The following is a 21,636-nucleotide window of genomic DNA, read 5'->3' as shown; positions in this document are numbered from 1 at the left end:
AAAAAGCGAGGAGGAGAAGATGAGAAAATTTTTTGGTGTAGCTACAGGCGCCATCATCGCTGCGGCGGTGTTTGGCAGCGCGGCCCAGGCCCAGGAAACGGTCACCTGGTGGGACTTTCTGAGCGGCGGCGACGGCGTGCGCATGAAGCAGCTGATTTCCGATTTCAACGCGGAGCACGAAGGCAAGATCGCCATTGATGCCACCACGCTGGAATGGGGAACGCCGTTCTATTCGAAGGTTCGCACCTCGGTGGCGATCGGCGAGGGTCCCGATATCATGACCTATCACGCAAGCCGCATTCCGCTTGCTGTCAGCCAGGACCTTCTTCAGGAAATCACGCCTGAAGACTGGCAGACAATGGGCCTGTCGGAGGCTGATTATGCTGCCTCCACCTGGGATGCCGTGACCGTCGATGGCAAGCAGTATGCCGTGCCCTTCGATACCCACCCGATCATTCTCTACTACAACAAGGATACGCTGGAAGCGGCGGGCCTTCTGACCGAAGATGGCAAGCCGAAGGGCCTCGATTCCCGCGAAGGCTTCGAATCCACGCTGAAGGCGCTCAAGGAATCCGGTACCGAATTCCCGCTCGCCTCGACCACGGCGGACGGCACCTTCATGTTCCGCACCATCTATTCGCTGATGGCGCAGCAGGACGGCGAACTGATGACCGACGGGGAGTTCCTCGCCGGCGACAATGCCGAGAAGCTCGAGAACGCTCTTTCGGTGCTCCAGGGCTGGACCAATGATGGCCTGCAGACGACCTATACCGACTATCCGGCAACGGTCGCGCTGTTCACCTCGGGTGAATCGCCGATGATGATCAACGGCGTCTGGGAAGTGCCGACGATGATCGACCTCAACGAGCAGGGCAAGCTGTTCGAATGGGGCGCTGTGGAGCTTCCGGTGATCTTCGACCATGCCGGCACCTACGCAGACAGCCATACGTTCGCGATCCCCGCCAATGCGGGCAATGAGATGACCGCGGAGAAGAAGGCTGCCGTGCTGGAAGTCATCTCCTGGCTGACCAAGCACTCGCTGGTCTGGGCGACCGCCGGTCACATCCCGGCCTATGGTCCGGTAACGCAATCTGCCGAGTACCAGCAGATGGAGCCGAACGCGACCTATTCGAGCGTGACCGAGAACATGATCTTCGACCCCAAATCGACGCTCGCGGGCGTTGCCGGGCCTATCTATGATGTCATGTCCACCTACTTCGTTCCGACCCTCAACGGCGAAATGGAGCCGGCCGAGGCGGTGGAGGAAATCAAGTACGAGCTGAATGATCTGCAGTGATCTGAGCGGCCCGCCGGCGTCCCGCCGGCGGGCCCTTCGCCAACTGAGTGTGATTTGAGGCTCCACCATGATGCTCCGCAACAAACGCAATGAAGCGCTGATTGCTCTTCTGCTGATCGCGCCGTTCGTCGCCATTTACGGGCTGATCTTCATCTATCCGACCATCCGGATGCTGATCATTTCCTTTCAGGACGCACCGCTGATCGGCAGCGGCGCGTTTGTCGGCCTCGACAACTATACAAGGCTGTGGAGCGACCGCCGTTTCGATACGGCGTTCTGGAACACCGCCTATTTCGTGGCGATTACCGTCATTCCCGGCACGCTCGTCGCCTTCGCCATTGCCCTTGGCATCTCGCGGCTCAAGGGGCGGATCCAGGCGCTGGTTCTGGCGCTGTTTTTCCTTCCGTATATCCTGCCTGTTTCGGTGGTCTATCTGATCTGGGACTGGACGCTGAACTTCCAGTTCGGCATTGCCATGTATCTGTTCGACATGCTCGGCATTGATCGCGTTCCCGTGTTCAAGTCCACAGTCTGGTTCATGCCCGCCGTCGGCCTGATCACGATCTGGTGGACTGCCGGGTTCTCGATCCTGTTGTTTCTGGCAGGGCTTCGGGCCATCCCGGCCGAGATCTACGAGGCCGCAGCGCTTGACAATGCGTCGAGGCTCACGACCTTCCGCAAGCTCACCTGGCCGCTGATGTGGCCGGTAACGGCGCTGGTGCTGACGATCCAGCTGATCTCTCAGCTGAAGATCTTCGATCAGGTCTACCTGTTCTCGACCGGCGGGCGCCCGAACGACAATCTCGTTCTCGTCTATTACGTCTTCCAGCGCGCCTTCCAGTATGACCAGGGCGGACGGGCGGCAGCCGCTGCCGTGGTGCTGTTCATTCTCGTGATCGTGGTGTCGGTGTTGAACTTCCAGCTGACCAGGCTTTCGAAGGGGAGGGCATGATGAACGCGACAACGGCAAAGCGGCTGAACATTGCCGGCCTTCTCATCACCCTGATCACGGTGGTCGCCGCCATTATCTGGGCGTTTCCGCTCTATTGGGGCGTGGTGTCATCGCTCAAGCCCGAAGACGAGGTGGTCCGGAGCTATATCGAGCTCTGGCCCGAGACGTTGACCTTTTCGCATTACTACGCCGCGCTGACCGAGACCCAGATCGGCATCTGGTATGTGAACTCGATCGTCACCGCGCTCTCGATCACGGTGCTGACGGTCGGCTCGTCTATGTTATGCGGTTATGCGATCTCGCAGCTCGAATTCCCGTTCCGGCGGGTGCTGTGGTGGCTGATCCTGGCCAGTTTCATGGTGCCGATGCAGGTGCTGATCGTGAACCATTTCGAGCTCATGGCCCGGTTCGGTTTCATCAACACCTGGGCCGGCATCGTGCTGCCGCAGCTTATCCACCCGGTGGTGATCATCGTCTACAAGCAGTTCTTCGACAATGTGCCGAAGGATTTCCGCGAGGCTGCGGCGATGGACAATGCCTCCGAATGGCGGATCCTGACCCGGGTCTACATGCCGATGAACTGGGGTGTGACGACGGCGCTGGCGATCGTGACCTTCATCTGGTCGTGGAATGCGTTCCTGTGGCCGTTCCTCGCCGTCACCAAGACGGAAATGATGACGATCACCGTCGGCATTACCCAGGTCAACGATGCCTTCGGCGTCTATTACGCGCGCGAACTGTCCGCTGCCGTGCTCGCCGGCCTCCCGGTGGCGCTCGCCTATCTCATCTTCCAGCGCAAGGTGACCCAGGCGATCACGCTGTCGGCCGGGATCAAGGGTTAGTCTTTCGGAACGGAAACGAAAAAGGCCGCGGTGTCATCCACCGCGGCCTTCTCATGTCTTTCCGCAATCAGTGGGCGTGATAGGCGCGGCCTGCTTCGTCGAACAGGTGCAGCGCGGTGGTGTCGAAGACGAGGCCGACCTTGTCGCCGGGCCGGATATCGGAGCGCCCGCTGTCGGTCGCGATCAGCTCCGAGCCGTCTTCCAGCGCGCAGTAGAGCAGCGTCCGCTCGCCCAGCCGTTCGACAACGCTGACGGTCGCCGTGGTGGTGGCTTGCTGCCCTTCGGTCGCAACCGCGACAGATTCGGGACGAATGCCGAGCTCGTAGGCGCCGGGCGCAACATTCTCGATCGCAACGTCGATCGTCGCGCCGTCGCTGAGGCGTGCTTCCAGCCGTTCGGAGCCGGTAATGTCGGCCTTGAGGAAGTTCATGCCGGGCGAACCGACAAAGCCCGCCACGAAGCGCGAAGCGGGCCTCAGATAGACTTCCATCGGCGTGCCGATCTGCTCGATCTGGCAATTGTTCAGCACCACGATCCGGTCGGCAAGCGTCATGGCCTCGGTCTGGTCGTGGGTGACGTAGATCATCGTTGCCTTCATGCGATTGTGGAGCTGGGCGAGCTCGACACGGGTCCTGACGCGCAGCGCTGCATCGAGATTGGAGAGCGGCTCGTCGAACAGGAACGCTTTCGGCTCCTTCACGATCGCCCGGCCGATCGCCACGCGCTGGCGCTGCCCGCCGGAAAGCTGGGCCGGGCGACGGTCGAGAAGCTGAACCATTTCCAGCATCCGCGCCGCTTCCTGCACCTTTTCTTCAGCCGCCTCGGCGCTCATGCCGATATTGCGGAGACCAAAGGCCATGTTGTCGCGGACGGTCATGTGAGGATAGAGTGCGTAGTTCTGGAAGACCATGGCGACATTGCGCTGCCCCGGCGCCAGGTTTTCGCTGCGCACGCCGTCAATCATCAGCGCGCCGTCATCGATGGTTTCGAGGCCTGCGATCATTCTGAGCAGCGTCGATTTGCCGGATCCCGACGGACCCAGGAAAACCATCAGTTCGCCGCTTTCCACAGCAAGCGAAATATCATTGATGACATTGACGTTTCCGAAGCTCTTGGAAACATGCTCAAGCTTGATTGGAGCCATTTCTTCCTCCCAGAAGTCTTTCAAACCATTGTTTCCGGTCTGGATCAGAAGTCAAGATATTGTCGGCCCAGCTTCGCACAAAGATTGCCTCTGTTTCCGGCGCCGGCGCGGTCCCGCGCAGCCCATTGTTGCTCTGAGGAAGATCCGGTGTTGCGGGTGCGGGACGCAGGCCCGCCTGCCACCGCCCATCCACGCCCGCCGGCAACCCTTACCATCCGCTCGGTTGACATTCTGTCCCTGAATTGCCTTCTGATCGTGTGATGGCCCTCTCTCTCGGCGAATGAGAGGCAGGGCCGGGCAATGCATCGGCCATGGGGGAGGGGATGGATAGCTGGCTTACCGGAGCAGCGCTCAGACGCCGCTTCTTCAGGCTGCGCGCAGGCGTCGCCCTTTTTCTTGTCGTCCTTGCGCTCGCCTCGACCTATGCCGCCTGGAAGGTGGTCACCGTCCGCACCCGTGAATATGTCCAGGATCAGGCCGCTGAAACGCTTGCGGTGCAGGCGGAGGTGCTGAATGGCGTGCTCGAGAAATACCGGCTCATTCCGCCGCTTCTTGCCCGTCAGGACGAGGTCGCGCTGGTCTTTGCAAACCTCGCCTCGCGGGATTATGTGCGCAAGATCGCGGGGAACCTTGCGGAAGAGATCGCCGGGCTTTCAGGCGCGCGCGACGTCGCGTTCTTTTCTGCAGACGGCGAATTGCTTGCCGCCGCGCGCGATATTTTCGGCGATGAGCCGGCCGGCCGCGCCGAGCTCATGAGGGCGGCGCAGGAAAACCGCCTTGGCCGCACCATTGCGCTTCTCAAGGGCAAGAGCCGCGTCTATGCCTTCGGCTCCGGCATCCGCCGCAATGGAAGGCTGATGGGCGTTGTCGCCGTTTATGTCGGCTTCGATGCGGTCGAACGGACCTGGGCGCTGTCGGACAATCCGATATTCGTCACCGATGGCGGCGGCACGATCTTCCTGTCCAACCGGGAAAACTGGCTGTTGAAGCCGGTGTCGGAGATCGACGCCCGTTTCAGTGCCGAAAGAGGCCGTGCGCAAACCCATATCGACGTCATGCGCGACCTGCCGCTGATGGGGTGGCAACTGCATGTCCTGGGGGACCGCAGCCGGATCGTGTCCGCGCAGTCGGCGGCCATCGGCATTTCGCTGCTGATCTTCCTGCTGGTTGCCGTCATCGCCTTTTTCCTGATCGGTCGGATCGAGGACCGTCTGCGCCTGAGACGGCGCGAGCGGGCGCAGGCGCTGCGTCTCGAACGCGCGGTCAGGGATCGCACCCGCGCGCTCAGCCTTGCAAACCGCAACCTGTCGCACGAGGTCGAGGAGCGCAAGGAGGCGGAGCGCGAGTTGAAGCGGGTGCAGCGCGAGCTGATCCAGGCCGCCAAGCTTGCCGGCGTCGGGCAGATGGCGGCAGCGCTCAGCCACGAAATCAACCAGCCGCTGGCGGCAATCGAAACCTATGCCGCCAACACCAGGAAAGCGCTGACGCTTGGCAAGGGCGAAATTGCCGAGGGCAATCTGGACCGGATCACGGCCATGGTCGCCCGGATTTCGGAACTGTCGGGAACGCTGCTGGCATTTTCGCGCAAGCCCGCGACCAAGAGCCAGCCCGTGGCGGTTCAGGCGGCGTTGCGTGAGGCGCTGATCCTGATCCGGCCAAAAGCGGACAGGGCGGGGGTTTCGATCGAGGTCGATCCGGCGCTTGGCGGCGTGATGGTCGACGCAGGCCGCATCAGGCTGTCGCAGGTCTTCGTCAACCTGTTCAGCAATGCGATCGACGCGCTCGATGGGCGGACGGACGGACTGATCCGCGTTCAGCTCAAAGGTATCGGCGAGTGGGTTCATATTGAAGTTAGCGACAATGGTCCGGGGATTTCGCCGGACGTCGCGGGCGAGGTATTCGAGCCGTTCTTCACCACGCGCACCGGGCAGGGCAGCGGTCTTGGACTATCCATCGTATACAACATCATGCAGGATTTCGGCGGCGGCGTCCGTCTGTTGCCGAATGCGGACGGCGCGGTCTTCGAACTGTGGCTGAAGCCGGCGGAATAGGAGAGGCGGATCATGGAAATGCAGGCGGCGATACCGCTCGTCCATCTGGTCGATGATGATGACGATCTGCGCCATGCGCTGGCCCAGGGGCTGGAGCTTGAAGGCGTCAATGTTGCCGTGCATGACAATGCGGCAAGCGCGCTGGAGCGGATCACCCACGAAGCCTATGCGGTGCTGGTCTCCGATATCCGGATGCCGGGCATGGATGGCATGGCGCTCCTGAAATCGGCGCTGTCGATCGATCCGACCTTTCCGGTGATCCTGATCACGGGGCACGGCGACGTGCAGATGGCGGTCGATGCGATGCGCGCCGGCGCCTATGATTTCATCGAGAAGCCGTTTCAGGCCTCCCGTCTCTATACCGTGATCGATCGCGCGCTGGAAAAGCGCCGCCTCGTGCTCGAAAACCGCACCCTCCGCTCGGAACTCGACGGTCACGACGCGCTGTCGCTGCGCCTTGTCGGCCGCACCAGGGGCATCGTCCGGCTCCGAGAACAGATCGCGATGCTCGCCGATACCGATGTGGATGTGCTTGTGCGCGGGGAAACCGGCTCCGGCAAGGAAGTGGTGGCGCGCGCGCTGCACGACACCGGCAGGCGGGCGAGCGGCAATTTCGTTGCCATCAACTGCGCGGCAATCCCGGCCGACATGATGGAAGCGGAGCTCTTCGGCCACGAGGCCGGCGCCTTTACCGGAGCGAGCAAGCAGCGCATCGGCAAGCTGGAGCACGCCGATGGCGGCACGGTGTTTCTCGACGAGATCGAATCGATGCCGCTCGACCTTCAGGCCAAGATCCTGCGGGCGATCGAGACCCGCACCATCGAGCGGCTGGGCTCCAACAAGCAGATCGCGCTCGATATCCGCATCGTGGCTGCGTCCAAGTCCGATCTGAAGCTTGAGAGCGATGCAGGGCGGTTCCGGGCGGACCTTTACTACCGGCTGAACGTCGTGACGCTTGATATTCCCCCGCTCCGGGAACGACGCGACGATATTCCGCTGCTGTTCTTCTTTCTGGCGCGCGATGCGCGTGCGCGCTTCCGCCGGGAGATCCCTGAAATATCACCGCTCCTGCAGGCCGATCTGATGGCGCAGGACTGGCCGGGCAATGTGCGCGAACTCAGAAACTATGCCGACCGTTTCGTCCTCGGTCTCTGGCAGGGCTTCGATGACAGAGCCCAGATCGCGCCTTCTGCCGGCGTGCCGCTTGCCGACCAGTTGCAGGCCTTCGAGCGCCAGGTCATCGCCGGCGAACTGGCACGCCATGACGGCGCGCTGAAGCCCACCTATGAGGCGCTGCAGATTTCGCGCAAGGGTCTCTACGACAAGATGAAGCGCCTGCGGATCGACTATGTCGATGACGGCGAATAGCAGGCGCAATGTGTCGTCTGCTACCCATTCGGGGATGGCGCGACGTGTCGTCGGCGACACATCGGCTGCAGGGTCGCGTCAGTGCTCACGGAGAGATTCAGCTAAGTTGCTGAATATAATAAATAATTAAAAAAAACTTCAAACTGGCACGCCGTTTGCTGGATAACGGGAGGCAGCGGCGGAGGGGTGACGTCGCGGGAGGGGTTTCACGCGACCGCGAGCGGGCGTCCGGAATTGCCGCTGTCATGTAGATCGATGCGGGGCTGCCGTGTGCACGCTTCGCCGGGACGATGGTCCCATTGTGACATGATGAGGGTTTAACGGGAGGACGTAAACCATGAAGAAATTTCTGACAGCCGCCGTATCCGCAGCCGCGCTCTTTGCCGCTGCTTCCGCCGTTTCCGCAGCGGACGATGCCTGCAGCGGCGACGAGATGGTCATCAAGTTCAGCCACGTCGTGGCCGATCAGGGCCATCCGAAGGGCGATGCCGCGCGCATGCTGGCCGACCGCGTCAACAAGGAACTCGATGGCGAGGCCTGCATGGAGGTCTTCCCCAATTCCACGCTGTTCGACGACGACAAGGTGCTGGAAGCGCTGCTGCTCGGCGATGTCCAGCTTGCTGCTCCCTCGCTCGCCAAGTTCGAGGCCTACACGCTGAAATACCGGCTCTATGACCTGCCGTTCCTGTTCTCGAGCCTCGACGCGGTTGAAAGCTTCACCACCAGCGATGCCGGCAAGGGCATGCTGACCGCGATGGAAGACAAGGGCTATATGGGCCTTGGCTACTGGTCTTCCGGCCTGAAGCAGTTTTCGGCCAACAAGCCGCTGATCATGCCGAGCGACGCGGCCGGTCTCAAGTTCCGGGTGCAGACCTCCGATGTGGCTGTTGCCATGATCAATGCGCTTGATGCCTCCGCCCAGAAGCTCGCCTTCAAGGAAGTCTACGGCGCGCTGCAGACCGGCGTCGTCGACGGGCAGGAAAACAGCTGGTCGAACATCTACACCCAGAAGTTCTTCGAGGTGCAGGACGGCATAACCCAGACCAACCACCAGCTTCTGGCCTATCTGCTGGTGACCTCGACCGACTGGCTCGATGGCCTGGATCCCGATTTCCGCGACCGCTTCCTGGCGATCGTCGAGGAAGTGACGGCTGAAGCCAACGCGTCAGTGGCCGCCAAGGAAGAAGAGAACCGCGCCAACATCATCAATGCCGGCTCGGAAGTGCGGGTGCTGACGCCTGAACAGCGCCAGGCCTGGATTGACGCCATGAAGCCGGTCTGGACCGAGTTCGAGGGCGATATCGGTGCCGACCTGATTCAGGCCGCCGTCGAATCCAACAACTAGAACCCGCTTTTGCGAAGCAAGGCCGGCCCGCCGTCGGGCAGGGGATGTGAGCCCCGGCGGCGGGCCTGGCGCATCGGCGCGGAAATCGGCTTCGATTTTCGCAAAGCGCGATGCGCGGAATGAACACGCTGGTGCGTCCTTGCTGCGTCCATTCGCACGCAAGGCGCCTGATGGGGCGGTGCGGCGCACCGCTCTTTGCCTGACGCATGGGAAGGGGACCCGCCATGGCCGCTTACTGGCCTTATTTCGTGCTGTTACTGATACTCGTCCTGCTCTACCTCGTGGAGCGCCGCCATCGCGATCTCGTGACGCGGCTTGAGGAAAACGTGCTGGCGATCCTGCTCGCCGCCATCACCGTGATCTCGTTTGCGCAGGTCGTCATGCGCTACGGGTTCAACAGCGGTTGGGGCGGTGCGCTGGAGCTGACGCGCATCCTGTTTGCCTGGATGATCCTGTTCGGCATGAGCTACGGGCTGAAGACCGGCCTGCATCTGGGCGTCGATGCCCTGATCCGGACGTTGCCGCATCGGGCATTCCGCGTATTTGCTCTGTTCGGCGCCCTGACGGGGCTGCTTTACGCCGTGATCCTGCTCTCCTCCGACTGGCTGCAGATCTTCGGCGCCAACTCCAAGGGCGGTGCCGTGTTCTACTGGCACCGTTTCTTCACGGCAGGCATCGGCCTTGATGATCTGCGCTATCCGGTTTTCATCCAGGAGTGGTTCGGGGTGCAGGAGCGCGTCCAGCGCTGGATCGCCTACATCATCCTGCCGGTCGGCCTTGCGCTTCTCGCCTACCGCTCCCTCGAAGCCTTCATCCAGATATGGACGGGCAAACGCGAGCTCGTCATCGCAGGCCATGAAGCCGAAGAGCTGGTGGCCGAGAACAAAGACGTGCTGAAGGACTAGGACCATGGAAATTGCTGTTCTCTTCATTCTGGTCTTCGGTCTGCTGTTTGCCGGCGCACCGGTCGCCATTTCACTCGGCCTGTCTTCGGTCGTGGCGATCGCCTTCTTCTCGCGCGATTCCATGTCTTCGGTTGCGCTGCAGCTGTTCACGGCCTCTCAGAACTATACGCTGCTTGCGATCCCGTTCTTCGTGCTTGCCTCGGCCTTCATGTCCACGGGCGGCGTGGCGCAGCGGCTGGTGCGGTTCGCGATTGCAGCCGTCGGCCATTTCCGCGGCGGGCTTGCCATGGCCTCGGTCCTTTCCTGCATGCTGTTTGCGGCGCTTTCCGGTTCCTCGCCGGCAACCGTCGTCGCCATCGGCACGATCGCGATCGCCGGCATGCGCCAGGTCGGCTATTCGAAGGAGTTCGCAGCCGGCATCATCGCCAATGCCGGCACGCTCGGCATCCTCATTCCGCCATCGATCGTGATGGTGGTCTATGCGGCGGCCACCGATGTTTCGGTCGGGCGGATGTTCCTCGCGGGCATCATTCCGGGCCTGATCGCTGGTTTCATGCTGATGGCGGCCATCTATGTGATGGCGCGGGTCAAGAACCTGCCTTCCGAACCCTGGAAGGGCTTTATAGAAATCCTCGAGGCCGGCAGGGATGCGGGGTGGGGCCTGTTCCTGATCGTCATCATCCTCGGCGGCATCTATGGCGGCGTGTTCACGCCGACGGAAGCGGCAGCGGTCGCGGCCGTCTACGCCTTCCTGGTATCGATCTATATCTACCGTGACATGGGCCCGCTCAAGGGCATGCGCTGGGTGGAGGAAACCGACAGCCGGCGCGCGAAGACCGGCTTCAAGGCCTCGGTCTACGGCATCTCCTTCCTTCTGGTGTTCCTGATCCTCGCCTTCTTCGCCACCGATGGCGTGGAGGCGCAATGGGCAAGCCTGACATCCAGGCTCGTTGCCGGGATCGTGCTTTCGCTCGGGGTCATCGTTGCCTACACGCTCTGGCGCGGTGAGCGGGCCGGCATCGCCGAGGTGCCGGGCTATCTCGCCGCCGGTGTTCCGATCTGGTATCGCAATCTGAAGGCCAATATCCTGAAGACGCCCTTCTGCCTGTCGCATGGCGATACCCGCCAGACCACCGTGAGCGCCGCCAAGACCACCGTGATGCTGATGTTCATCATCGTCAACGCGCTGCTTTTTGCCCATGTTCTGACCGCGGAGCGCATTCCGCAGGCGATCACCTCCGTCATGATCGATGCCGGTTTCAACTGGTTCACCTTCCTGATTGCGGTCAATGTGCTGCTTCTGATCGGCGGTCAGTTCATGGAGCCGTCAGGCCTTCTCTTGATCGTTGCGCCGGTGGTGTTTCCGATCGCGATGGAACTCGGCGTCGATCCGATCCATCTCGGCATCATCATGGTGGTGAACATGGAGATCGGCATGATCACGCCGCCGATCGGGCTCAACCTGTTCGTCACGTCGGGGATAACCGGCATGAGCCTGATTAAGGTGGTCAAGGCAGCCCTTCCCTTCGTGGCGGTCCTGTTCGTGTTCCTGATCCTGGTAACCTATGTTCCCGTAATCTCCACGGCGCTGCCTTACTGGTTGATGGGACCGGAAATCGTGACCCGCTAGCGCCGGTTGCATGACGAACGTGAAGCCTCCCGGCCCGGGACTTTCCAGATGTCCGGGGCCGGGGAGCCCTTTCCTCTAAAGGAACGCTTGCGCCTCATCGCCACCGGCCCGACCGGGGTGGCCTCTCCAGCCACTTTGTTTGAACTTGCCGCGCGCCGCAGAACCCTCGCTTGTCCCGAAACCGGCCGGCCTCAGTTGCGGCCGAGACCGAAGAAGCGAAAGCGTCTCGAGCGGGCGGGCGAGGTGGAGGGGCTTGCGGGGCGAAACTGCTGGTCTTCCGGTGGCGCTCCTTCGGGAGGGAAATCAAGCGTGTCCTGAAGCGTGCGCACTTCGGCATCGGTCAGGTTCGGGAAGGGAAGCTCGCCCGTCTCCCGCCATCCCGCGACCTTTTCCGCAGCCTCGGTGCCCTTGTCTGCGTCCATTCCGCGATCGCGTGCCATGTAAAGGGTCCGCGCCGGAGAGGCGAAGTCCGTACCCGCCTTTTCGATCACGTCCATCATCCGGAAGATGATGTCTTCCTGAATGGCGAGAAACTCCGAATAATCGACGGTCTTGATATAGGCGAAGATCTCGTATTCCACCCGGTTATCGGCAACGCCCAAAAGCCGCACACGGGCTGGATCCTTGAGCACCTTCGGGTGGCCGATCAGAAGCCTGCGGATTTCCGTCAGCACGAAGCGCAACTGGTCGAGACTGGTTTCCGGCCTGAGTGCAAAGGTGCGCCGCATCAGCACGCTGTCGCGGCGGGTGAAATTCTCGATGTCGGAGCTCATGAAATCGGAATTGGGAATGGTGATCAGCGTGCGTTCAAGGGTGCGGACGACAGTTGCGCGCAGGCCGATATGCTCGATCGAGCCGATCCGTCCATTGTAGCGGCCGAAATCATTCACATCGACCGGCCGGTCGATGAACAGGATGACGGCTGAAATCACATTCTCCAGCGTCGACCGTGCCGCAAAGGCGATCGCGATACCGCTGATGCCGAGGCCGGCAACGGCCGCGCCATAGGGGATCCTGAGCGCTTCGGCAAACATCAGCACGCTTGCGCAGATGATCAGAACCTTGGTCATTCCGACAAGCAGGGTGGCCAGAAATTCGCCGCGCGGGGTGATGAGGCCGGCATTGGAAACGATCTTCCGAAACCGGTCCACGAGCCAGAACGAGAACGGGATGGAGCCGACGATCATCAGAAGCACGGCGAAAGACTTGATGGTCGAGCCGAAGCCGGACGGCAGGCCGAGCACGGCAAAGCCGATATAGTTGATGATGCCGAACACCAGAAGGCGAATGCCCCAGATGGCGAAATAGGCGCTGTTGGAGATCTCGTTGCCGCGCCTCAACAGGCGTTGGCCCAGCATCAGGACGATGCCCGTCAGGACGCTCGCGATCACGCCAACCGCAATCAGGCAAAGCAGGCTTGCCCATTGCCACGCTTCGAGCGGGCCGATGGGCTGGAGCCATGTCGTGCTGAGCCCTGCGATCCATGCGCGGATGCGAAAATAAGGGGCCTGTGACTGGGTGTCATACGGCAGGACCCGTGTTGCCTGCGGCAGGTTTTCGGTCTCGCCGTAAAGCGAGCGGATGGATCGGACCGTCTCCGGCGTGAATTTCCACATCACCCCGTCTTCGGTCTCCGTCGGCGCCAGCACGATATCGCCTGCCGGATGCACGAAATAGATGAAGGGCTCGCGCGAGCTTGGATCGTTCGGAATTTCCTGGAAAACAACTTCGCCGATCCGCGCGATGACTTCGTTCAGGTATTCGGCCACCAGCACCGCCTGCCGGTCGCGGACCACCGGGGGCAGCTCGGAAAGGTCGAGCGCGGCAATGGCAGTATCCTGCATGGCGGGCCCGGCGCGCATCGCATCGATGAAGCTCTCCATGGCCGCGCGTGGCGTCGACCCATCGAACTGGGTGCTGCCGCTATGGACGATCGCCGGCGTCTGGGCCGAGATTTCGGCAAGCAGAGCCTTCACATCTTCAACCGGCGGGGCAACCATGAACCAGTCATCATTGGGCTTGCGAAATTGCAGTGTCAGCGTCTTCCCGTCATATCGGGTGAGCGTGATCTCCGCTTCGCTGCCTTCAGGCGGCGCGGTTTCGAAGATCGCCGGATCGACGGTGAACTGGTCGAGAAGAAGGGCAAGCGGAGCCAGTTCCCGGCCATGGTTCTCGCGCCCGCCGCCTGGAAAGATCAGCAGAGATAGCAGGTCGTCCTGATATTCCAGCCGCCCGCTCTGCACGGCCTCTGCGGCGATCAGGAACGTGCGCAGCGTTTCCGCGGGCGAAGACTGAAAGGCGCGCAGCGCCTGGTCATGATTGGGACGGATCCGCGAACCCGTCCACCATTGCTTGTTGCCAAGCCTGCCGATGAAGCTCTTGCCATCGTCGGAGAGCACGAATTCAAAGGAGCCGCTGGCTTTCGGCGTGCTCCATGTTCCCGTCAGCCGATTGCCGTCGACCTCGCCCTCCAACTTGCCCTTGTAGGCGGGATAGCGGCCGGTCACCTGGTTGTCGGTCTGCTGCATGTAGACCCGCGCGCCGCCATCGAACCAGCGGGAATCCCAGGCACCCGTCCAGTCCGGCGAGGCCGCAGCAGCCTGCAGGGCGCATGCCAGAACGAGAGCGATGCCCAGAAGGAGGGTGCGCAGGTTTGAAAGCGATCCGCGCATCACGCCGTCCATCTCATAGCTTCATGCAGCAGCGACAGGGCCCCCTTTTTCTCCACCCTTCATCACCCGGTTCTGGGCTTCGGGCTCCCGATTAAGGGGGAAGGGAGGGCCGTGGTCAAGGCCGGTGAGCCGAAGTGCGCCTTGCGCTGAGCGCTACCCTTGCCCATTGAAGGTCCGTCAGAATATGCCACGGCAAGATTGAAAGGTGCTGTCTTGGGTATGGAACATAGCGGTCGCGTCTGCCGTTAATGCGTGCGGGCAGTGTTCTTCCCGACGGACTTTGCGGTGAGGCGCCTGCTGGTTTCGGCGTTTTGTTGAGGTGTGCTGTTGACGGTATGTCGTCGCCATTTCGGTCAGGATGGCTTTGATAATGTCAGTATCGGCTGGTGAAAGAATGCCAATCGGTTGTCAAAAGATACCGTAAAATAAACAGGTCTTTGTTGATTAAAAAAAGCGTATGATACAGAAGCGTTATTTCTCCGGAATATTATAGAATGCTGTTATGAGTTGTATCTTGGCATCCCGCTCTCCAGTGGTAGTCAGCTGATCGGAAGCGCATTGAACACGAAATATATACGTTTGCTCGAGAAGATATTCTCTTCCAATCCGCGCCCGCTTTTCGATCTGGTCACTGCCTCGCCGTTGGCCATATGCATCACCGATGCCGAGGGCAGGTTCACCTTTGCAAATCGCGCCTATTGCCATCTTTACGGCTATCCGCTGGAAGATCTGATCGGCCAGGAGTTCACGCTCGTGGTCCAGGATCATTTCAAGGAGGTCGCGTGGAAAATGCATCACAATTTCATCGAGACCGGAAGCGACAATCTCGGCGCGGGTGAGGAGGACATGATCGGCGAGTGGATCGTGATCGATCGCGGCGGCAACCGAAAGGTCATCCAGGCAGAAGCGCTGCGCATCACCGATGATCTTGGAAACCCCTACAAGGTGACCTTCGTCGTGGATGTCACCGGGCATAAGGAGACCGAGCGCGGTCTCCTGAAAACCAATGCCAAGCTCGCCTTCATGGCCGATCATGACATGCTGATGTCAATCTTCAACCGCAGGGCAGGCCTCGAGATCATGGAACGGGAGATGCTCGCCGCCAGGAGAACGGGACGGCAGCTCTGCATCGCGCTGATCGATATAGACCACTTCAAGGCGGTCAACGATACCTATGGGCACCGCGTGGGCGATCAGGTCTTGAGTGTGGTGGCAGCGCGTTTGTCCGACAACATGCGCAAGGCCGACACGCTTGTGCGGTACGGCGGTGAGGAATTGCTGATCATCATGCCGGCAAGTACCTGCCCCGAGGCCAAGCGAGCGGTTGAACGCTTGCTGTCGCTGGTGACCGGCACGCCTGTCAGCGAGCGCGCCATATCCGTTACCTTTTCGGGAGGGATCGCCGAATATAATCCGGGATTGACTGCCGATCGGCTGCTTGAGCGCGCGGATATGGCTCTCTACAAGGCAAAGGAGCAGCGCAACCGGATTGCAGTCTGGTCCGAAAGCTGTACCACGCTCGACAGATAGGACGCGCGCGTCTTATCCACGCCTCTCTGCATCAACGAAAATCGCTTCCTTGCCGCAGCGAGTGGCGCTGTCAGGGCCGTCTTAGGCCATGCGTGGAAAAGAAACGGCTTCCGCGCCTGCAGTTCAGGCTCTAGAACGGTTGCTGTCTGTTGAAAGAGGTCTGCTCGGTATGGGTCCATTGCTGGATGTTGTTGTTGTTCTGCTGCTGATTATGCTGGCGCTTTCGAATTCCAGGCTGAAAGTGCGGTTGAAGCGGCTTGAAGACGAGCAGAAGTCCAGCAGCGACCGGCTGGACAGGCTTGAGGGCCAGCCCGATGCCGGGATGTTGCCCGCCGCGCGCAAGCCGCAGCCGGAGAGCACCGCGCCAGCGTTGGCCGGCGCCCCATCGGCTGCATCGGCTGCACCATCAGCACCGGTGGCAGAGGCTGTTTCCGCCGTACCGGGAGAAGGCGAGGGCGCGCCCAACGAGCCGCCGCGCGCCTTTGTCTTCAGCGCGACGCTGCTGCCGCGCTTTTGGGCCTGGATCAGGCAGAACTGGACAATTGCCCTTGCTGCGCTTTCGCTTGCGCTTGGCGGGGTTTTCATGGTGCAATATGGCGTCGAAAACGGCCTGCTGACCCCTTTCTGGCGGGTGGCGGGCGCGCTGATCCTTGGCATCGCTCTCATCGCTGCGGGCGAGGTGATCCGCAGGCGTTATGGAGACGATACAGAAGGCGCAACCGGCTCGCTTCCTTCCGTCTTTGCCGGCGCCGGTCTGATCACGCTGTTTTCCGCAGTGCTTGCAGCACGCCACCTTTATGGCCTGATATCGCCGGAGGCAACGCTTGCGGGGCTGGTGGTGGTCAGCTTTCTCGCTGTAGGGCTCGGCTGGCTCTACGGGGCGATGCTGACGGCGGTCGGCATTATCGGCGCCACGGCAGCACCCCTGATCGTCGGCGGCAGTTCGGACAATGGCTGGCTTATCTATTACTATTTTGCATTCATCGCGATTGCGGGGCTTGCCGTCGACAGCGTCAAGCGCTGGGCGTGGGTCTCGGCCATCGTGCTGATTACCACCTGCTCGGCCGCGAGCATCCTTTATGCAGCAATCGACGGACCGCTGCACTATATCGCGTTTCTCGCCATTGCATGGGCCGCCTCCATCATCGTTCCGGTACAGAGCCTGGTCCCGCACCACGGCGGCCAGACCACGCTTGCCACACTGATGCGCATCCGGCCGCGTGCGGATTTTCCGACCCGCGTCGCAGCCGCGATGACGTTCTTTGTCAGCAGCGCCGCACTGTTTCTGACAGTTGAAGGCCTCTCCGCCATCGACGCGACGGTTGTCTTCGGGTTCATCGCCGCACTTCTCGCCGCTTCGCTGGTCTGGATGTGCCGTGCCGAGGCGCTTAAGGATATTGCCCTCCTGCCGGCAGCCGCCTTCCTTGCCGTGCCCGTGTTGCAGGCGGCAGACTACGGCCCGCTTTACGCCCAGATCCTTGCGATAAACGGGGCCGGATCGGATGTGAGCACCTCGGCATTCTTCATCACGCTTGGGGTGATCCTGGCAACACTTGCCTCCGTGCTTGCCTTCTGGCGGATGACGCGGGAGCATGAGGATCCGAAAGCGGCGATCGGCTTTGCGCTTGCCGCAGCGGTGCTCGCGCCGGCCATGGCCTTCATCTTCCAGTTCCTGTGGTCGCCAGAACTGGCCGTTGGAACCTACCGCTGGAGTATCCATCTTCTCGCGGTGTCCCTGGTCATGGCCTTTCTCACGGACCGCACGATGCGCGGCGAGGATCGCGCCTCCCGCCAGCTGCGTGCAGGGCTGTTTGCGATCGCCGCCCTTTCGATGCTGGCGCTTGCGCTGTTCGTGGTGCTCACCCAGACTGCGTTGACGCTGGCGCTGGGCGTTGTCGTGATCCTCACCGTCTGGCTCGACCGGCGCTTCGATCTCGCGCTCATCGGCGTGTTCACCAAGGTGGCGCTTGCGATCATCGCATTCCGGCTTGTGGCGAGCCCCGGCTTCTTCTGGGCGGTGCAAAGTGACACCTCCTGGCTTTCCGTGATCGAGGCCTATGCGGGAACCCTGGCGCTGCTTTATGCCGGCTGGCACCTCTCCACGCATCGCGCCCGCCTTGCGTTGCAGCTTGCGATCGAAACGACGATCTGGACGATTGCCGCCGTGTTTGCCTGCGCGGTGATCCAGCGGCTGGTGCCGGAGGAACCGGGCCTTCTGGCCGCGGTGATGGCGATCGCCATGCTCGCGCAGATCAGCCGCATCCGAACTTCGGGCGCATGGATGAAGCGTCTGCGCGGTGCGCTTGCGGTCATTTTCGGGCTCATTTCCGCGGTGCTGATCGCCGTGCCGCTGACATTTTCCAATCCGCTCGCCTCCGGCAGCGGGCCGGTCTCGGGTCCGCTCCTCTTCGACAGCATCGCGCTCAGCTATCTTCCGCTGGCGATGGTGCTTGCCGTGGGCGCCTGGAAGATCGGCGATCCGGGGCGTTTTCTCCGGATCGGCTTCATCGGAATATCCTCCGCGCTGTTCTGCTTCTACGTTGCCCTGGAGATCCGCCGGTTCTGGCGCGGGCCCGCGCTTTCGGTGCCGGGCGTGACCCAGCCCGAACTCTACACATACACGCTGGCGCTGGTCATCGCGTGTGCGGCGCTGCTGTTGGTAAGCTTCTCCCGCCGATCGCATGTGCTGCGCAAGGTCGCCATGGCCATGATCGCTCTGACGATCGCCAAGGTCTTCCTGATCGATATTTCCGGTCTTGAGGGACTGCTGCGCGTCGTCTCGCTGATCGGCCTCGGCCTTGCGCTCGCGGGTCTCGGCTGGCTGGAGCGCACCATGAGCCTTAGGTGGAATCGGAACGGGACTTGAAGCAGCATGCCGGTAAGCGTGTTGCCAGCTACTTCTTGTCCTGCCCGAACATCTTTTTCAGCATGTCGGCCATCGGCCCTGTTTCGGGAAGCTTGGGCTTGCCGGGCTGGCGGGCCTTGTGGATGTGCGACTGACCCTTGCGGACGGGAGCGGCAGGTGCCGGCTCCGCCTTCCGGGGTTCGCCGCCTGAAGAAAGCGCAAGCTTGTTCATCAGCTGCGAATCCTCGCCTCGCGCCAGCAGATCGGCATTGCGGGCAAGGGCTTCCAGCATAGGCTCAAGCCATTCCGCATCGGACTTGGCGAAATCGCCCAGAACATGGCCATGCACCCGCTCCTTGGCGCCCGGATGGCCGATACCCAGCCGCAGCCGCCGGTATTGCGTGCCGCAATGCGCATCGATCGACTTGATGCCGTTGTGGCCGCCGGAACCGCCGCCGGTCTTGATGCGCGCCTTTCCGGGCAGCAGATCGAGCTCGTCATAGATCACAACGAGATCGTCTGGCGTCAGCTTGTAGAAGCGCATGGCTTCGCCAACGCTCTCGCCCGAGAGGTTCATGAAGGTTTGCGGCTTGACGAGCAGAACCTTTTCGCCGCCGAGGCTTCCCTCCGCGATCAGGCCCTTGAACTTCTTCGACCAGGGCGAAAAGCCATTGGCGTCGGCGATCGCGTCAGCGGCCATGAAGCCGATATTGTGGCGATTGCCGGCATATTGGCTGCCCGGATTGCCGAGGCCCGCGATGATGAGCATGGGTACGTCCCGTGTTGAAAACCGCTTTCAAGAACCGGTTTTCGGTGCCGGTGTCAACTGGAACGGATCCAGGCAACGGTTTGGGCGAGCGTCATCGGCCGTGCATAAAGGTAGCCCTGGCCCAGTTGAACGCCAATCGCCTGCACCTGGCGCGCCTGCTCGTTGTTCTCGACGCCTTCGGCCACCAACACGCAACCCATGCTGATGGAAATGGCTGCGATGCCTTCAATCAGACGGCGGGCGCGGCTGGCAACCGCCTGATCGGGATCGGTGAGATTGCGGGTGAACGACTGATCGATCTTGATGATGTCGGCCTGGAGGCGCGACAGATAGGACAGTGACGAATAGCCGGTGCCGAAATCATCCAGCGCCAGCCGACAGCCCAGCGCCCTGAGCTTGAGAAGGCTTTCGCGGATGCGATCGCTGTCGTCGATGAAAACGGCTTCCGTGATTTCGATTGTCAGCCGGGATGGCGAGATGCCGAAGGCTTCGAGCTTGTCGCCCACGAAATCGATCATGGCCGGGTTGAGCTGGTTCGGCGAGAGGTTCACGCTCATGTTGAGCTGTTCGTTCTCGCAATGCCTGCTGATCTGGCGCAGCCCCGCCAGCGCCTTGGCGAGGAATTGCCTCCCGGCCGGGCCGATCTGTTCTGTTTCTTCGGCAATGGCGATGAATTCGTTCGGCATGATCACCCCTTTCTGGGGGTGACTGAGGCGCATCAGCGATTCGAAGCCCACCAGTCGTCCGCTTGCCAGGCTGATGATCGGCTGGAAGCGCGGCTCGAACAGATTGTCTTCAATGCCGCGCTGGATATCGGCCTGGATTTCAGCGCGCTTCCTGGTGTCGGCGAGCATGGCGGGCTGAAACCATGTCGTGCCCTGGCGACCGGTCGCCTTCTGTGCGGAAACCGCGATGGTCGCGTTGCGCATCAAGGTTTCGCTGGTATTGGCATGCAGCGGCGCAATGGCAATGCCCACCCTGATATTGACCGTGACGGAGTGGGTGCGCACCAGAACCGGACGATAGGTCGCATAGTGAATGGCGGCCGCGAAATTCTCCGCAAGGGTCCTGGCATTCGGACCCTTGATTACAAAGGCGAACTCGTCACCCCCCAGCCTTGCCGAGAGTGAAACAGGGTCGAGCGCCGCGCTCAGGCGGCTGACGAAGGCGCGCAACACCTCTTCGCTTGTCTCATAGCCATGGTGGTCGATGACGAGCTTGAAACGGTCGAAATCGGCGAGGATGCAGATGATTTCATCACCGCCTGCAGCAAGGAGCCGGGTCAGCGCGCGTTCGAAGCCCATCCGGTTCAACAGTCCGGTCAGCTGATCGGTAAGGACCGGCGGCAAAGGGTGCCCCGCCTCGCTGATTTCCGGCAGTTGGCGGATGATGGCGAGCGTGAAGTGCTGGCCGTCCGGCGTGGAGACCGGGCTTGCCGCAAACCAGATGTCGATGGTTTCGCCCTTCCTGGCAAGGAATTTCAGCGTTCCGACCTGAGAAACGCCGGACGATGTCAACCGCTCCAGCCGGTCTGTCACCATCTTGCGGTCTGCGTCGGAAATGAAATGATGAAGCGGGCGTCCGATGACATTTTCCCGGCGATAGCCGCCGGCCTTCAGCCAGCCGGGGCTGACATCGACGACCTTGCCATGGACCGAAAGCAGCATCGCCATGTCCGTTTCACTTTCAAGCAGGCCACCCAGCGTGCCCACCTGCGGCAGGGCCGCATCCTCCGTCGGTGATAGAATGCGCGCGAGCCGTCGATGCCGCGGTCTGCTCACGGATGATGAAGACCGGGTGGCCTGCAAATGGCGGCGAAGCACAAGGTTCTGCAGCAGTTCGGGCGCGCGCCAGATCAGCAAGACCTTGAAGGCGAATGCCAGCAAGCAAAGTCCGATGAGGATGGTGCAGATCCAGCGATCGGGACGCACGAAATAGAGCGAAAGCTCGGTCATCTGGTTGGCGCCGGCGGCGGGCGTGATCGGGCGGGTTAGCGCCATCAGGGCCTTTTCGCCGCCCCGCGTCAGGTCATCATCCTTCAGCACGATGTCCGGCAAGCCTCGGGCGCGCCTGATCTCGATCTTCCTGACCTCAGGCGTGGCGACCAGACCTTGCGCGATGACGCTGGCTGTTTCCAAATCTGCCGTTGCCAGAACCAGCACCGTTTCATCGGCAAGTGTGGAGATATAGCCGGTCGCGTCTGTGATGCGTTCCTCTATTACCCAGAGGCCACAAAGGGAAGCCAGCACGATCGCGGTTGCCAGGGAAAGTCCGCATGTTAGCGCA

14 protein-coding genes are annotated in these 21,636 nt (G+C 61.6%); 10 read left to right on the top strand and 4 right to left on the bottom strand.

Annotated features, from left to right (window positions below):
* Positions 1–19 precede the first annotated feature (19 nt).
* The 3 genes from HPQ62_RS16050 to HPQ62_RS16040 all read left to right on the top strand — a co-directional run bounded on the left by HPQ62_RS16050 (position 20) and on the right by HPQ62_RS16040 (position 3,091).
* Positions 20–1,297, top strand: coding sequence for an extracellular solute-binding protein (locus tag HPQ62_RS16050; protein WP_174803586.1), 1,278 nt, complete (start codon positions 20–22; stop codon positions 1,295–1,297).
* Between the two features lie 67 nt (positions 1,298–1,364).
* Positions 1,365–2,249 (top strand): carbohydrate ABC transporter permease, encoded by an 885-nt coding sequence (locus HPQ62_RS16045; protein ID WP_206678096.1) that lies wholly within the window; start codon positions 1,365–1,367, stop codon positions 2,247–2,249.
* Positions 2,249–3,091 carry a carbohydrate ABC transporter permease gene (locus HPQ62_RS16040; protein ID WP_174803585.1) on the top strand — a complete coding sequence of 281 codons (843 nt, stop codon included), beginning with the start codon at positions 2,249–2,251 and terminating at the stop codon, positions 3,089–3,091. The genes HPQ62_RS16045 and HPQ62_RS16040 overlap by 1 nt, the downstream gene beginning before the upstream one ends.
* Positions 3,092–3,158: 67 nt before the next feature.
* On the opposite strand, the gene HPQ62_RS16035 is transcribed toward HPQ62_RS16040, so the two are convergent.
* The gene (locus tag HPQ62_RS16035; RefSeq protein ID WP_174803584.1) at positions 3,159–4,235 is read right to left on the bottom strand and encodes an ABC transporter ATP-binding protein; all 1,077 of its coding nucleotides are present in this window, start codon (positions 4,233–4,235) and stop codon (positions 3,159–3,161) included.
* A gap of 323 nt (positions 4,236–4,558) precedes the next feature.
* On the opposite strand from HPQ62_RS16035, the gene HPQ62_RS16030 reads away from it, so the two are divergent.
* The 5 genes from HPQ62_RS16030 (at position 4,559) to HPQ62_RS16010 (ending at position 11,534) form a co-directional block, all read left to right on the top strand.
* Positions 4,559–6,286 carry a sensor histidine kinase gene (locus HPQ62_RS16030; protein WP_174803583.1) on the top strand — a complete coding sequence of 576 codons (1,728 nt, stop codon included), beginning with the start codon at positions 4,559–4,561 and terminating at the stop codon, positions 6,284–6,286.
* A gap of 12 nt (positions 6,287–6,298) precedes the next feature.
* Complete coding sequence (locus HPQ62_RS16025) at positions 6,299–7,654, top strand: sigma-54-dependent transcriptional regulator (protein ID WP_174803582.1); 1,356 nt, start codon at positions 6,299–6,301, stop codon at positions 7,652–7,654.
* Between the two features lie 337 nt (positions 7,655–7,991).
* The gene (locus HPQ62_RS16020) at positions 7,992–8,999 is read left to right on the top strand and encodes a DctP family TRAP transporter solute-binding subunit (RefSeq protein ID WP_174803581.1); all 1,008 of its coding nucleotides are present in this window, start codon (positions 7,992–7,994) and stop codon (positions 8,997–8,999) included.
* A 224-nt stretch (positions 9,000–9,223) separates the two neighbouring features.
* Entirely contained in the window at positions 9,224–9,904 is a 681-nt protein-coding gene (locus tag HPQ62_RS16015) for a TRAP transporter small permease (protein ID WP_174803580.1), read from the top strand.
* 4 nt (positions 9,905–9,908) lie between these two features.
* Positions 9,909–11,534 (top strand): TRAP transporter large permease, encoded by a 1,626-nt coding sequence (locus HPQ62_RS16010; protein ID WP_174803579.1) that lies wholly within the window; start codon positions 9,909–9,911, stop codon positions 11,532–11,534.
* Positions 11,535–11,725: 191 nt separating this feature from the next.
* Here HPQ62_RS16010 and HPQ62_RS16005 read toward each other — a convergent pair whose 3' ends face one another.
* Positions 11,726–14,218 carry a mechanosensitive ion channel family protein gene (locus HPQ62_RS16005; protein WP_174803578.1) on the bottom strand — a complete coding sequence of 831 codons (2,493 nt, stop codon included), beginning with the start codon at positions 14,216–14,218 and terminating at the stop codon, positions 11,726–11,728.
* A gap of 546 nt (positions 14,219–14,764) precedes the next feature.
* On the opposite strand from HPQ62_RS16005, the gene HPQ62_RS16000 reads away from it, so the two are divergent.
* Positions 14,765–15,736 carry a sensor domain-containing diguanylate cyclase gene (locus tag HPQ62_RS16000; protein ID WP_174803577.1) on the top strand — a complete coding sequence of 324 codons (972 nt, stop codon included), beginning with the start codon at positions 14,765–14,767 and terminating at the stop codon, positions 15,734–15,736.
* A gap of 178 nt (positions 15,737–15,914) precedes the next feature.
* Complete coding sequence (locus tag HPQ62_RS15995) at positions 15,915–18,602, top strand: DUF2339 domain-containing protein (protein ID WP_174803576.1); 2,688 nt, start codon at positions 15,915–15,917, stop codon at positions 18,600–18,602.
* Positions 18,603–18,630: 28 nt separating this feature from the next.
* Here the strand turns inward: HPQ62_RS15995 and pth are convergent, their stop codons facing one another.
* Positions 18,631–19,350 (bottom strand): aminoacyl-tRNA hydrolase, encoded by a 720-nt coding sequence (pth, locus tag HPQ62_RS15990; RefSeq protein ID WP_174803575.1) that lies wholly within the window; start codon positions 19,348–19,350, stop codon positions 18,631–18,633.
* A 53-nt stretch (positions 19,351–19,403) separates the two neighbouring features.
* On the bottom strand, positions 19,404–21,599 hold the full coding sequence (locus HPQ62_RS15985; protein ID WP_174803574.1) for an EAL domain-containing protein: 2,196 nt from the start codon (positions 21,597–21,599) through the stop codon (positions 19,404–19,406).
* Positions 21,600–21,636 lie beyond the last annotated feature (37 nt).

The organism is Martelella limonii, assembly GCF_013344475.1.
In the GTDB taxonomy this organism is placed as follows: domain Bacteria; phylum Pseudomonadota; class Alphaproteobacteria; order Rhizobiales; family Rhizobiaceae; genus Martelella; species Martelella limonii.
Note: the sequence above shows the minus strand (reverse complement) of the source record. Positions and strands in the feature narration are given on the sequence as shown.